Below are 12,878 nucleotides of genomic sequence, written 5' to 3'. Positions count from 1 at the left end.
GGCGAAACCCGCGGCCAATGTCTCGTGAGAGCCCCGCGTCGTGGCAAGCGAACGGCATCTCACGTGAAGGCCCTTCACCGGCCAAGGCTCAGCCCGGCTGAGGTCCGGCTCGTCAGTCGTTCCATTCCGGACGGCGTTTGGCCAGGAACGCGGCCATGCCCTCTCGCGCCGCGGCCGACTGTGAGGACTCGGCCATCACTTCGGTGGCGAGCCGGTAGGCGTCCGCCTGGGACAGGGGCAGCTGCCGGTTCAGGGTGCGCTTGCCGAGGGCCTTGGAGGCGCGGCTGCCGCGGGTGGCGCGGCCGAGCAGGTCGTCGACGGCGGCGTTGAGGTCGGCGGCGGGCACCACCCGGTTGACCAGTCCCCAGTCGAGAGCCTGGGCGGCGGTGATGGTGTCACCGGTGTAGGCCAGCTCCGCGGCGCGTTTGCGGCCGATGTTGCGGGCGATGGCGACCATCGGGGTGTGGCAGAACCAGCCGCCCTTTCCGCCGGGCGCCGCGAAACCGGCCGAGTCGGCGGCGACGGCGAGATCGCAGGTGGCGACCAGCTGGCAGCCGGCCGCGGTGGCCAGGCCGTGGACGCGGGCGATCACCGGCTGCGGCACCGACTCGATCAGTTCCATGAGCTGGAGACAGGACTCCAGGAGGGTGCGCACCGCGTCCAGGTCGGCTTCGGCGACGTCGGCGAAGTCATGGCCGGCGCTGAAGACCGGACCTGCCCCGGCCAGGATGATCCCTGAGGCGTCGCTGTCACCGGCGGACGCGAAGGCGGTGGTCAGATCACGCAGGTGGGCCAGCGAAAGGGCGTTGCGCCGCTCCGGGCGGTTCATCGTGATCGTCACGAAGTCGGCGTCCCGGCCGACCAGTACATGATCAAACTTCATGGGTGGGCTCCTGATGGTTGCGCGGGCCGCGTGACCGGCATCGGCCACGACCGGAGTGTTCCTCTCTCGCGGATCACCATTGCGAGGCCGGACGGCATCGACCTCTCCGCGGCACCACTCAACCACCGACTCGTGGAGATCCCGGCGTAAGAGCTCGGCCCTGTGGCGGCCGGCAGCCCTCCTCGCCCTCGTCGAGGTTGCGGTCCTTCGGCGCGGGAAGTTCCAGGCGCGGGTTGACGATCACACCCTTGCGCCACACGTCCTCGGCGTCCGGGCAGTCGTAGACGAAGACGCGCAGGTCCACGCCGATCTGGTTGGCGGCCAGGCCCACGCCCTTGGCCTCGCACATGCTCGCGAACATGTCGTCGACCAGGTGGGCGAGATCGTCGTCGAAGTGCTCGACCGGGCGGCATGGGGTGTGCAGCACGTCGGTGCCGACGAGGGTGATGGGAGGTGCCGTACCGGTCATGCACAAACCGCCTTGGTCAGTGGGCAGGAGGGATTCGCGGACAGGTCAAGGGTGGCAGGCGGGTGGCCGGCCTGCACCAGCAGGTCGCCGACCGCCGCGATCATCAGGCCGTTGTCGGTGCACAGGGCGGGCGGCGGGACGCGCAGGGTGAGACCGGCGGCGGCGCAACGTCCGGCGGCCACCTCGCGCAGCCGGGCGTTGGCGGCCACGGCCTCCTGGAAGGAGGCGGCGACGTCCGGCACCGACAGGCGGGGGTCGTGTTCGACCTGGCGGGCGACGGCGCTCTTGAGGCCGGAGAAGGAGAAGTCGAAGCCCTGGCTGGAGGCGGCCTTCGCGGGGTCCTTACCCGGCGGGGTGTGGGGTGGATCGTCTAGGGTGGCCACGAGAGCAACAGTGGCGAAGGAGGCGCGGGTTATCAGCCGTGCTGGAGCGCCGAAACGGTTCCAGCGGGTCGTGCTGGAGTATCTTGGCCGTGGCTGAGAAGCATGCCCACCCGTAAGAGGCCCCCACCGGATAGGCAAAGCGGCTCAAACGCGCCGAATCCGTTGACATCGTCCTGCGGCCGGTTCTTCGCGGACCCCGCCGGACATCTTCACGCTCGTGCCCTCGATCGCCTCCACAACCCGACGCGGCCCGTCACCGTCAACGTGATCGAGAGCACGCGCAGGTCTTTCGGCTCACGCTTGCTCGGCCCGGGTGGCCACGCTGCGAATCCGAGGTGGAGGCGGGCCTTGTGCTCGACGCTCACCTGGCCGCCCTTCCTTGTCGCCAGACCGTTGACCAGGACCCGGCACACCGACCAGTTCCTCCGGCGGCCTTTCTGGCCGGTGACCACGCGGGTCGTGCCCTTCGACGCGTGTCCTGACCGGAGCCGGGCCGCAGTGGGAAAGGATGCGGCGAGATCACGGACTGTGGTCCCCTCGGGGCCGACCCATCTCGTCCTCGGCTGTGGCAGTGAGCTCGCCGTGTTTGTCCAGGTAGGGCGAGACTTTCACGGCGAACTCAGCTACAAGACGAAGTTCAGCGCGCAGGTCTTGGAGGCGCGATAATTATAGGTCGATACCCGCTGGTCAGGATTGCATTTCGGCTTCGAGTTCCGTGTAGCGGTACATGCTCGACTCTGGCTCCCGCGCGCGGACATCCTTGAGGAAGGTCGTCCATGCCTCCTGATCGGTCGCGCGCAAGTGCGCGGTCGCGCGATAGAACTCCACCGCCAGGTTGAGCATCCCGCCTGCGGTGCGGCAGTCAACATCGGCCGCCCAAGCGGCCAATGCCTCCTGCAGGAGCTCAACGGACATCAAAGGTCCGTAGGGGACCACAGCCGTGCGAGTGATTTCTTCCGCTCCCCGCCATCCGGGCGCCTGCGCCAACAGGTCCGAGACGTAGGAGGCGAAGTAAGGGGCGAGATGACGGGCCATCACCTGGGCGCGATTCCTGACGGGCAGGGCGGCGAAGGTGGACTCCAGCCGGGGTAGTACAGCACGCGCCTGGGCCACACGCACCATCGACAACGCCTCGGCGCTTTCCGGCGTCAAGACCTCCCAAGAGTCGGTAGGGACCAGGCCAGCGATCAGCTCGTCAAGTCGAGCTGTGAACGGCGCGTCCAACAGGTCCCAGAAGGCGTCCAGCTCGGCCAAGCGAGCGGCGGCGCGTAACTGCTGCTGCCCCTCGGCCTTACCCAGCCGGTCCAGCGACTTCTTCAGTGCGTCCGCTACCATAGCCGAGTCACTGGTGCTGAAGGCACGCAGGCACACCGCCATGCGATCGGCCAGCAGAACAGGGGAACTATCGGGCGGCCCTGAAAGTTCGGTCAGGGCGTGTTTGGCCGCCAGGTCGACGATCCTACGTCGGGCAGTGGGCCGGACCCGAGCGAAGAAGGTCGCCAGCAGGTAGGCCGGATTGGCCGAAAATAGTGGCTCGGTCACGTGGTCCATAAAATCGTCGATGACCTTGCGACCTTGGGTGGGTGGGTGGATAAGCAGGGAGTCCAAAGCGATCGCCATGTGCGCGCGGGCGCTTTCCGGCAGCGGCTGGTAGGTCTCGCCCAAGCGGCGCAGGGACGGATGCACGCACAGGTGTCGGTCCTGGCGGAGCCGCTCGAACTCGCGGGCGGCGATGGTGTCGATGAGCTCCAGCTTGACTGCGGTATCCAGAATGCTGCGCTCGATGGCCTGCATGGCGGTGACACCGTCGGCGGCCAGACCTGCGGTCTGCGCGGTTTCCAGCTGGGTGCGAAAGTCTTTGGCGTCGCCGTCTCCTTCGTCGGCCAAGCGGACGATCTTCTCGGTCAGATCGGCCACAACGGCGATCCAGGTCTGTCCGATACCGGCCCGAAGGGCGCCGGCGTGGTAGCAGCGCAGCGCCTCCTCCATCAAAGGGCGAACGTCGGGGTTCCAGACGCGATGGATCTGTCCTTCTAGGTCGAGCACGATGTCTTCCTTCGGTGTGTCGGGGGTAGCGGCGCATTGATTAACGGCCGATTCTCCTCAGCATGGCAGGCAGCTCACGGCGTCTACCGCTGGGTTTCTTCGGTCGGAGCCTCCACTGATCGTCATGGACGAAAAGGCGCTGGAGACGAACGTAAGTGAGCCGAAGCCGTTCTTTACATCCTTGCTGAGGAGCACAGCGGAGCGATGGTTCAGGCGTCGTTCCATGTCGTTTCATCGTTGGCGACGGCGTGGGGGGCGCCGCTGCCTGCCCACCGTCCTGTGATCAGCCACAGCTCGTAGTGGAGGAGCCATTCGCACGTCCACGGCATGATCGTCCTGGCCAGGAGCATGCTGTCGTTCCATTCGCCGGGAAGGTGCAGGCACAGGTCGCCTTTGGGGTAGACATGTGGCAACGCCGTGGCGCGCGGGTGCAGTTTCAGTTCCGGATCGATGACCATCACGCGGGGGCGGCTGCGATGGCGGTAGGTCACCTCCACCGTGTAGACCCGGCAGATGGCGCTGGGCTGGAGGGTGACACTGCACGTCAAGCGCCCGTCGCGCACCTGCGCTCGAGCGTGCGGCAGGGCCGCGTGGATCGCGGCGGCCTGCCGCCCGAGGTTAACCGCGCGGCGCGGAGTGCTGGCCATAGAAGGTGTTTCCGCCCGTTCGGGGGCCGGTCGCCGTCGAAGAGGCCGACAGCAGGCCGGTTCCGCTCATCCGGTAGTCCCCGGAGTGGCGGCCGAGGTTGGCTGCGACGCGTTTGATGGAGTGGCGCATGGGCTCGCGGTCGAACGATTCGGTCAGGCGGGAGAACACCGCGAGGTGTCCCTTGCCCTCCATCCCGGCCAGGTCGTCGACGGTCCTTCTGATCTCGTCGAACCATCGGAGGAACGCGATCCGCCGCTCGTTGTATTCGTTCCATTTGTCGACGAAGTTCTCGCCGTCGTGTGCCGGGTTGGGCACCCACCAGATGCCGTCACGTTTCTCGATGAAGTGCGGCATTCCGTCGAGCACGTTGCGGATCGCGGTGAACAGGTCCGTGTCGCCTTGGTAGGCGTGGGCGGCGAGGGTGGTGATGAGGATGGACGGCGGCCGGTTGTCGAGGTCGTCCTCGAATGTGATCATGCAGTGCCACTTCAGGACCTGGACGATCCGCTGGAGCGTGTTGCGGGTCCGCCAGGCGGGGACGTTGGCGACGCTGGGGTGCCGCTTGGCCTCGATGGGCCGCGTCGGCTTCGACCGCTCCTGAAACCAGGCCGCGTACCCCTTGGGGTTACTACGCTGCCACGCCCGCAGGTTCTTGTCGGTGAGGAGGATTCCCGTGGGCGGGCGCTCTTCGTCGTCGATGGACGGCAACACGTCCAGGTGGAATCCTTCGTAGCCGAGCGTCCAGCAGCGGCGGCTGGGCTCGATGCTCAGGGGCCCGTCCTCATGCCCCTGGTCGGCTTTCCACTTGGTGTAAGAGGCCAGGTGACCGCCGACACGGTCTTTGAGGGCCTGCTGGGTGACGCTCTCCCTGGCCAGCGGAAGCCAGCACACCAGGTCGATGTCGTACTCGCCGGTGATCCGGAAGGGCCGGACGACCGTCCCCAGCAGAAAGGATCCTTGAGGGTAGATCTTCCAGCCGGTGCCGCCGTTCTCGGCCAGCCAGGTGCCGACCTCCTCGTAGTGCTCGACCGCAGTGTCGCGCAAGTCCGGTGAGATGTCGAGCACCTCGACGGCGCCGTTGATCACATCCGACAGCATTCCGGGGAGCGTGTCCAGATCTGGCGCCTGCGTCAGCGTGTCCATGTCAGTCCTCGCGGGCGGGGTAGAAGGGAGCGAATACCGGTGCACGGTGATCGCAGAAGGTCCGGTGGACGGCCGGGGAGGCGTCGCGGCTGACGTGGCCGGCCAGTCCGTAGAGGGTGTTGACGTCGACTTTGTCGAGCGCGAGGACGCCCGCGGGGACCGTCGGGTTGAGGCGGAGCACGTTGTCCTTCCCAAGGAAGTGCCGGGCCTGCTTGGCTGCGCTCTCGCTCTGCGCCCGCATGAGGACCTCGACGGCGTCGCTCGCCCATGGCAGGAGACCGCCGTGATCGAGGCGCCGGTGGCGGTTGCGGACCTCGGTCGTGGTGCCGAGGCTGAACACCCGGATCGCCTTCAACGGGACGCCGAGCGGTCCGACCGCTTCGGTCAGCGCGACCATCGTCGGGTTGTTCGCCCACACGCCGCCGTCGACGAGCCGGGCGCCGTCCAACGACATCCCCGGCAGGTAAGTCGGTGCGGCCGAGGTGGCCAGCGCGACGTTCACCGCGCTCTCGCGCCAGTCGCGCTTCAGCGTCTGCAGGTGCGGCGTCCGGAAGAGATACACATCATCCGCCCGGAGGTTGTACGAGGTAATCACCAACCTCTTGGTGCTTTCTCCGAAGGTCCGCTCGCCGAACACCTCCGTGAGGGCCTCGCGCAGCGGCCCGGCACCGTACTTGGCGCGAAGCAGGTGCCGCATGACGCGCAACTTGCTGCGATTGCGGAAGATCCGCGGTCCGTGCCCGGTGTAGAAATCGACGATCTCCTTGGGCGAGAGCCCGAGCCCGAGACCCAGGGCGATGATCCCGCCGGTCGAGGTGCCCGCGATGAGGTCGAAGTGGTCGACGATGCGGATGTCGAGGTCTTCTTCGAGGCGAGCCAGGACCGCGGCGGAGAACATCCCGCGAAACCCTCCGCCGTCCAAGGCCAGGATCTGGAAACGCTCGGTTGGCACGACGTGGCCCCCGGGTAACTGCGATGCCAAGGAGAGCACCCCCAGATGATCTCCACTATCGAGAGTACTTAATATCACAGCAAGAAGTTCCGCGTGAACTTCTACACTGAGATCGTAACGTTTTGCCCTTGGACACCCCCGGGGCGTACGGGTAGACCGGGCGATCCGACAAGATGAGGAACAAGATCAGGCAAGGGGCATCAGATGAGCACGCAGGCGTTCGACCGGACACGCCTTCGGACCGCACGCGAACTCTCCAAATGGAGTCAGGCGGAGCTAGCCAAGAAGGCGGACGTGACCCCGGCCGCGATCAGCCAGTTCGAGAGCGGCGCCGCACGGCCGAAGCCGGAGACCACCGGCCTCCTGGCCGAGCTCCTCAACGTCCCGATCGAGTTTTTCCACACACCGATGGCCGATAGTCATGAGGGCTTCTTTCGGTCGCTGCGCCGCACCTCGGTCACCGACCGGCGCCACGCCCGCGCGATCGGGCACGTCGCCCACGACCTCGTCCTCCATGCGGCCGATGCCCGTCTGTTCCCAGCCCACAACGTCCCGCTCATCCCCGCGAGCGGCCTGGACGCCGACATCACCGAGATCGAACAGATTGCGGCCCGCGTCCGGTCGTCGTGGAACCTTCCGGCCGGCCCGGTCACCGACGTGGTCGACCTCCTCGAACAGCACGGCGTGGCAGTGATCCGCCTGCCGCTGGGTAACACCGACGTCGACGCTTTCTCTCTCCCGTTCGCCGACCATCCGGTCGTCGTGCTCGGCACCGACAAGAATGACCGCGCCCGGTCACGATTCGACTGCGCGCATGAGCTCGGCCATCTGGTTCTTCATGGTGAGCAGATCTGGGGTGTCAAGGAAGTGGAGACGCAGGCGCATCAGTTCGCCGCGGCGTTCCTGATGCCAGCCGAGGACATCTACGACCAGTTGCCGAGCAGGGTCGACTGGCAGGTACTGTTCGAGCTCAAGCGCCACTGGCAGGTCTCGCTGGCCGCTCTCCTCATGCGCGCCAAGACGCTTGGCAAGATGAACGACCGCAGCTACCTCACAGCGGTCAAGACGATATCCGCCAGGGGATGGCGGCGTGTCGAACCCGTCCCACTCGGACGGCCGGAACAGCCGTCAGCACTCTTAAGCTTCCTGAACTCCACCGTTAGCGCCGACGCCCGCGCGCTCCTTCCCACCGAGATCGTCGAGAAGATCTACACGGCGTCCGCCGCGTAGATCCACTTGCGTCCGCGAGCCACTTCGATCTTTGCTGACGGCACCGATCAGTGATCTTGGTCAGTGCCGCGAGATGAGCGAGCGGGGTGGCTTTTCAGCGTCGGGTGCGATTGCAGGTCTCGCACTCCACCGGAGGCCTGCCTCTGCCCGAATAAGCCAAGGGCTGCTGGCAGGTGCGGCAGAGACGTTCGGTGCTTTGGGGAGGTGAGGCGTCGCTGCGGCCGGGTGTGAAGACCGGTAGGTAGTGGACGTGCAGCCGACCGGCGGGAAGTTCTTGCCGGGCGAGGTCGATCAAGTGGGGATGATGGGTGAACACGATCATCTGGAAGCGGTCGGCCATCTCGTTCAAAATTGCCAGGGCCGCGCGGGTGCGGTGGTCGTCGAAGGTGATGAAGATGTCGTCGACGGTGAAGGGGAGTGTGCGGTCTTCTTCGGCGTAGCGCTCCAGGGAAGCCAGGCGCAGGGCGAGATAGAGCTGGTCGGTGGTGCCTTCGCTGAGCTGGTTGACGCTCAGCAGCTCTGATCCTCGGCGGGCCAGTACCAGGGGAGCATCGTGTTCGTGGTCGAGTTCCAGGCCGGAGAACCGCCCCAAGGTCAGGCGGGTGAACAGGTCACTTGCCCGCAGCAGGATCGGATCTTGCTGCGCCTGTAGATAGTCCTCCATGCATCGCGTGACGATGGTGCGGGCGACCTGCAGGCGCAGGTATTCCTCGCTCTCCTCTATCAAGGCCGCGACGGAGATCTCCGCTTCGGCCGCTGCCCGAGCGGCTGCAGGCGATCCGTCAAGTTGTGCCAGCTCGGTTTTCTTGCTTCCGGTGAGCTCGGCTTGCTGGGTCCGTTGCCTGTCGAGGTCGGTGATGCGGTCGGTGAGTTCGGCCAGCTGGGCTTCGAGCCGACTGCCGTCGGCGTCGGCGGCCTCGCTGATGAGGGCATCGAGCTTGTCGCCTCTGGCGGGGATCGCCTGGATCACCTGTTCGAGGTTGGCGCTGAGAAGGATATGGCGTTGCCGTCGCCGCACAGCCTCGGCAAGGGCACTATGGTCGTCCACTTTCGACGCTCGTACCAGGCCGGTCAGCTCGGTCGTCAGTCGCTGGCTGGTTTGACGGAAACCCGCGACAGCGCTGAGAAGTTCGTCATGCGCGCTGCGCAGGATGGCGCGTTGTTCGAAATGCGAGCGGTTAGCCTTGGCTTCGTCGTAGAGGGCGGCGACGAGCTGATCACGCTCGGAGATGTTGTCGGGAAAGCGGCGGCCACACGCGGCGGAGGTCGTTTGCAGCAGGGTGTGGAAACGCTCGATCACGGCGGTGGCGTGTTGCGACTCTTGTTCGCTGGTGAGGGCGTCGGTCATTAAGGCCGCGACCCGGTGGAGCCGTTCCAAGTCGGCCAGCGCGTCAGCGGTGTCGTGGTCGGCGGGCAGATCGACGCGGGTAAGCCAGGTGTCCCACTCGGCCTGCCAGTCGGTCAGGTCCTGCTCGTGTTCGGAGATCTGAGTCTCGACGGCGGTGAGTTCAGCCTGCGCCAAGGCCAGACGTTCCCGCATCGTGGCGTGTTCCCCGGCGGTCTTTTCCTGCAGGCTCAGCCGGGCCGCGGCGGTCTCGCGGAGTTCGGGCAGTTCGACCAAGGCGTTATGCGTGCCCAGCAAGGTCGAGCCGTGCGGTTCACGCAAACCTTCCCGCAGCCGCTCGATGTGCTGGTGAGCCTGCCCGGTGAAGGAGGCGAGCCTGGCCTGCGCCGTGCTCAGCTCGCTGAAGGCTTCTCGGAGCTTTCTGACGTCGTCAAGGGTGGTCAGGGCTGCGGCAGGCAGGGGGAGTGGACCGGGAAAGTCCTGCCACAGGCCGCTCCATTCGGCATCCAATTTCTCGGCATATCGCCGAAGATCGGCTTGCTCTTCGTCCAATTCGCCCAGCTCGCGCTCATCGCTACCAATCTGGAGCTCCATCCGGTAGCGCTCGGCGATCCGATGGGCGTCCTTGCGCATCTGGTCGGCAAGCCGATCGGCGCGCACGATCGCCTGCTCGAAGTCCGCGCAACGCTCCGATCGACCGGCGTTGATCTCCTGCCAGAGGACATCGCGCAGGGATCGAACCTCGAGTAGGTCATCCTCGCTGGGCGGTGGGTCGTTGTTCAGCAAGGTCGCTAGGCTCAGCCGGTTGGCCGCCAGTTGCTTGTTAAGGTTTTTGGTGCGTTTGGTTAGATCGCCGCGCTCATGCTTGAGGTCGCTCAGAGCGGCGATGTGCGCCTCGATCTGGGCGCGGGTGGGAACACTGAGGGCTGTCACCTCTTGTACGGTCAAAGGTTGTAGTCGCAGGTCATGCAGGAGGTGTTCGACGCCGCTTCGGATGCGTTGTGCGTCTTCGTCGATGCCGGCTATCTGGCCGAGCAGGTCGTGGGGGATCGCGTCGAGAATCGCTCGAAGCGGCCCGCTGTCTTCGGTCGCGGGAAGTTCACTGAGCCGTTTACCGGTGTCTTCGAGAGCGCGGCGTCGCTGCTCAAACGCTTTACGGCTCTGTTTCAATGCGGTATCTGCCCTGGTGCGCTCTTCGTGGAGTTCCACGGCCCGGCTGCGCAGGGAAGCGGGCACGGTGTAGCGGGTGGTCTCGGTGAGCTGGGCGCCGGGATAGACCTGTTGAAGCAGGGCTTGAGCTTCGGTACGCAGTTTGGTCGCCGTACCAGCGAACCTGGCCAGCCGCTGGGCGGCCTCCGCCGCAGCTTTGCGATCTTGGAAGAGGTTTTCGATCGCGTTTTGGGCGCCGAGAAGGTCCTCGTCGACGATCAGCTCATCCAGCTTGAGGGCTGTTTCCTCCAGGCGTCGTCGGCTGTCGGCCAGGCTGTCGTCCGCGGCCCGCAGTTCGTGCAGGAGGGGCGCGAGGCGGTCGACCGCCTCCTGGGTGGCCAGCGGGCCTTCGGCGTTCAGCGCGTCGATCTGATCCAGGAACTCCTGGCGGCGGTGCAGGGAGGGCAGAACGTCGCTGAGCAGCTTGAGGTGGGAGTGTTCGCCTCTAGCCTGCTTCAACTCGGTGTCCAGGTCGGCGAGGGACTGTTCGGCGGTGCTGACCGCCTGGTGTCGTTCGGTGTAATCCCGCGGGGGCAGCGACGCTTCTCGCATGCGGGTCCGAGCGTTCTTGAACTCGATGAGCTTGGAGTTGATGACCGGCTTGCTGCCTTGATGCTTGTACAGGTCCTTGATCTGCCGGTCGAGCGTTCGCAGGATCTCGGTGAGGCGGTTTCCCGATCGCGTCGCGGCGAGAGCGTGTCCGAAGTCTCCTCCTCCGCCCGCCAGGTTCTGGCCGCCCTTGCGAAGTTCCGCACTGTTCAGGGCGAACACGGAGGTGAACGTGGTGTGGTCGATGCGGTGGCGAAGCACGTCCAACAGGGCCGCTTCCAGCACCGAGCCGTCATCGGCGCGCAGGGTGGGCTGCCTGGCTCTCGTCCTGGTAACTTCCACGCCGATGCCGTCGCTACCGCGCAGGAGTGCGCTGAGCCGCAGGGAGGCCCTGGCGTGGACGAAGTCGTACGGAGACTGCGCGTCGAAGCCGAACAGCAGCTGGTCGAGGGCACGCAACGCGGTCGACTTGCCTGCCTCGTTCGGTCCGGAGACCAGATGAACTCCCGGAGCCGACAGATCCAGTGTCAGCTGGGTGAAGGGACCGAAAGCGGTGAGGTCCAGCCGGTCGATTCTCATCGAGTCCTGCCTTCGGTGAGCATGGCCTCCAACAGGTCTATGGCGTCATCGCCGATCCGGCTCAGCCATTGGGGATCCTGCGGGCGGATACCGTCCTTGCCGCGCGCGTCACTCGGCAAGGAGGCGTACAGGGGAGTAGCGGTGATCAGCCTCCGCAGGATGTCCTCATCGGCCCGCAGCACGTCCGCGGTTCGCCGCAGTTCGGTGAGCAGTCCTGTCGCTCCTTCGTTTGGGGCCTCTGGCGTACGGGTCTCGATGCGTACCTTCTCCACCCACAGCTCGCCGAAGTCGTTGGCCAGAGAACGGATCTCGTTGACGAGCCGGGGGCGGTCGTGCCACAGCTGCAGATGCGCGGAGCTGTTGCCGGTGAGACTGACGCGGGCCGCTCGAAGCCGTCCGCCCGGTAGGGACGCCAGCTGCGTACGAACCAGGTCGAGGGCCGCATCGGCGTCGGTGGCGGTGGAGACGTCGATGCGCAGGTGGTGCCAGCGGGCCACGTCCAGATCATGGTGAATGGCCGATTGCACGCGCAAGTTATCGACGGTGACCAGAGTGCAGCCCTTGGGGCCGGTCTCGCGGACGCTACGTCCCTGGAGGTTTCCAGGGAAAACGATCCACGGGTCTTGCGAGACGACTTCGCGGGTGTGCACGTGTCCCAGGGCCCAGTAGTCGTAGTTCTTGGCCTGCAGGTCGCTCATCGAGCAGGGGGCGTACGGAGCGTGGCCTTCTCGTCCGGTCAGCGCGGTGTGCAGCAGACCCACGTTGAACAGGTCGCGGCACGGGTCGGGATAGGACAGGCTGAGGTTCGCGGTGATGTCGCGTTCGGCGAACCCCTGGCCGTGTACGGCCAGCCCTTTGTCCTCGTTGGGGATCGTCTCCGGCGCTCGGGAATCGAGCATGTGGACGTTCTCCGGCAGGCGCAGTTGCCTGGTCATCTGGCTTTCCGCGTCATGGTTGCCGGAGACCATGTAGACGGGGATGCCGGCGTCGCGTAGTTGTGACATCTGCCGGGTGAAGAACAGGCCGGTCTGGAAGTCAGGCCAGTCTCCGTCGTAGATGTCGCCCGCCAGCAGCACCGCGGTCACTTCTTCGGCGATGGCCAGGGCAACGAGGTTTTCCAGCGCGCGCCGGGACGCGGTGCGCAGTTCCTGGGACGGAGCGCCTTCGTAGGAGGACAGTCCGCGCAGCGGGCTGTCAATGTGAAGATCGGCGGCGTGTAGCAGCTTCACCCGGGTTCCCTCGCGTCGTGAAAACCGTTTCAGGTCTCTGATGATGACGCGCAGGAAAAGCACTGGTGGGGCTTATGGGGAAACTCGTGGCGCGTTCCAATCCATCCAGGAATCTTTTGAGGTCAAAGGCCAATATGCCCATTTTGGGCGATATGGGTTTTGGGTCTGCGGGATGACGATTAATTGGACGCCTAAAATGGAGATTTAGGTCTG

8 protein-coding genes and 2 pseudogenes are annotated in these 12,878 nt (G+C 65.8%); 1 reads left to right on the top strand and 9 read right to left on the bottom strand.

Features of this window, described 5'->3' with window-relative positions:
* Positions 1-112 precede the first annotated feature (112 nt).
* The 7 genes and pseudogenes from AB0B96_RS31870 to AB0B96_RS31840 form a co-directional block, all read right to left on the bottom strand.
* Positions 113-883 carry an enoyl-CoA hydratase-related protein gene (locus tag AB0B96_RS31870; protein WP_362904673.1) on the bottom strand — a complete coding sequence of 257 codons (771 nt, stop codon included), beginning with the start codon at positions 881-883 and terminating at the stop codon, positions 113-115.
* 172 nt (positions 884-1,055) lie between these two features.
* A pseudogene (locus tag AB0B96_RS31865) lies at positions 1,056-1,352 on the bottom strand (peptide deformylase); the annotation flags it as partial.
* Positions 1,349-1,663, bottom strand: a pseudogene (locus AB0B96_RS31860) (tRNA (adenosine(37)-N6)-threonylcarbamoyltransferase complex transferase subunit TsaD); the annotation flags it as partial. The pseudogenes AB0B96_RS31860 and AB0B96_RS31865, both read right to left, overlap by 4 nt.
* 759 nt (positions 1,664-2,422) lie before the next feature.
* The gene (locus tag AB0B96_RS31855; protein ID WP_362904671.1) at positions 2,423-3,781 is read right to left on the bottom strand and encodes a hypothetical protein; all 1,359 of its coding nucleotides are present in this window, start codon (positions 3,779-3,781) and stop codon (positions 2,423-2,425) included.
* 209 nt (positions 3,782-3,990) lie between these two features.
* Complete coding sequence (locus tag AB0B96_RS31850; protein WP_362904669.1) at positions 3,991-4,329, bottom strand: hypothetical protein; 339 nt, start codon at positions 4,327-4,329, stop codon at positions 3,991-3,993.
* A 70-nt stretch (positions 4,330-4,399) separates the two neighbouring features.
* Complete coding sequence (locus AB0B96_RS31845; RefSeq protein ID WP_362904667.1) at positions 4,400-5,572, bottom strand: nucleotidyltransferase; 1,173 nt, start codon at positions 5,570-5,572, stop codon at positions 4,400-4,402.
* Between the two features lies 1 nt (position 5,573).
* The gene (locus AB0B96_RS31840) at positions 5,574-6,524 is read right to left on the bottom strand and encodes a CBASS cGAMP-activated phospholipase (RefSeq protein WP_362904665.1); all 951 of its coding nucleotides are present in this window, start codon (positions 6,522-6,524) and stop codon (positions 5,574-5,576) included.
* A gap of 204 nt (positions 6,525-6,728) precedes the next feature.
* Here AB0B96_RS31840 and AB0B96_RS31835 point away from each other — a divergent pair, with 204 nt between their 5' ends.
* Positions 6,729-7,754, top strand: coding sequence for an ImmA/IrrE family metallo-endopeptidase (locus tag AB0B96_RS31835; protein ID WP_362904663.1), 1,026 nt, complete (start codon positions 6,729-6,731; stop codon positions 7,752-7,754).
* 94 nt (positions 7,755-7,848) lie between these two features.
* Here AB0B96_RS31835 and AB0B96_RS31830 read toward each other — a convergent pair whose 3' ends face one another.
* On the bottom strand, positions 7,849-11,436 hold the full coding sequence (locus tag AB0B96_RS31830) for an AAA family ATPase (RefSeq protein WP_362904661.1): 3,588 nt from the start codon (positions 11,434-11,436) through the stop codon (positions 7,849-7,851).
* A complete protein-coding gene (locus tag AB0B96_RS31825; RefSeq protein WP_362904659.1) occupies positions 11,433-12,665 on the bottom strand; it encodes a DNA repair exonuclease in 1,233 nt (410 codons plus the stop codon). Before AB0B96_RS31825 ends, AB0B96_RS31830 begins: the two co-directional genes overlap by 4 nt.
* Positions 12,666-12,878: the final 213 nt, after the last annotated feature.

It is taken from the genome of Streptosporangium sp. NPDC049046 (assembly GCF_040649155.1).
Lineage (GTDB): Bacteria > Actinomycetota > Actinomycetes > Streptosporangiales > Streptosporangiaceae > Streptosporangium.
This window is presented reverse-complemented; position numbering and strand designations above follow the sequence as displayed.

Excerpts from the sequence above, each read along its gene's own strand:
- AB0B96_RS31830 (WP_362904661.1), bottom strand. The coding sequence starts at position 11,436 with ATGAGAATCGACCGGCTGGACCTCACCGCTTTCGGTCCCTTCACCCAG.
- AB0B96_RS31845 (WP_362904667.1), bottom strand. The coding sequence starts at position 5,572 with ATGGACACGCTGACGCAGGCGCCAGATCTGGACACGCTCCCCGGAATG.
- AB0B96_RS31870 (WP_362904673.1), bottom strand. The coding sequence starts at position 883 with ATGAAGTTTGATCATGTACTGGTCGGCCGGGACGCCGACTTCGTGACG.
- AB0B96_RS31835 (WP_362904663.1), top strand. The coding sequence starts at position 6,729 with ATGAGCACGCAGGCGTTCGACCGGACACGCCTTCGGACCGCACGCGAA.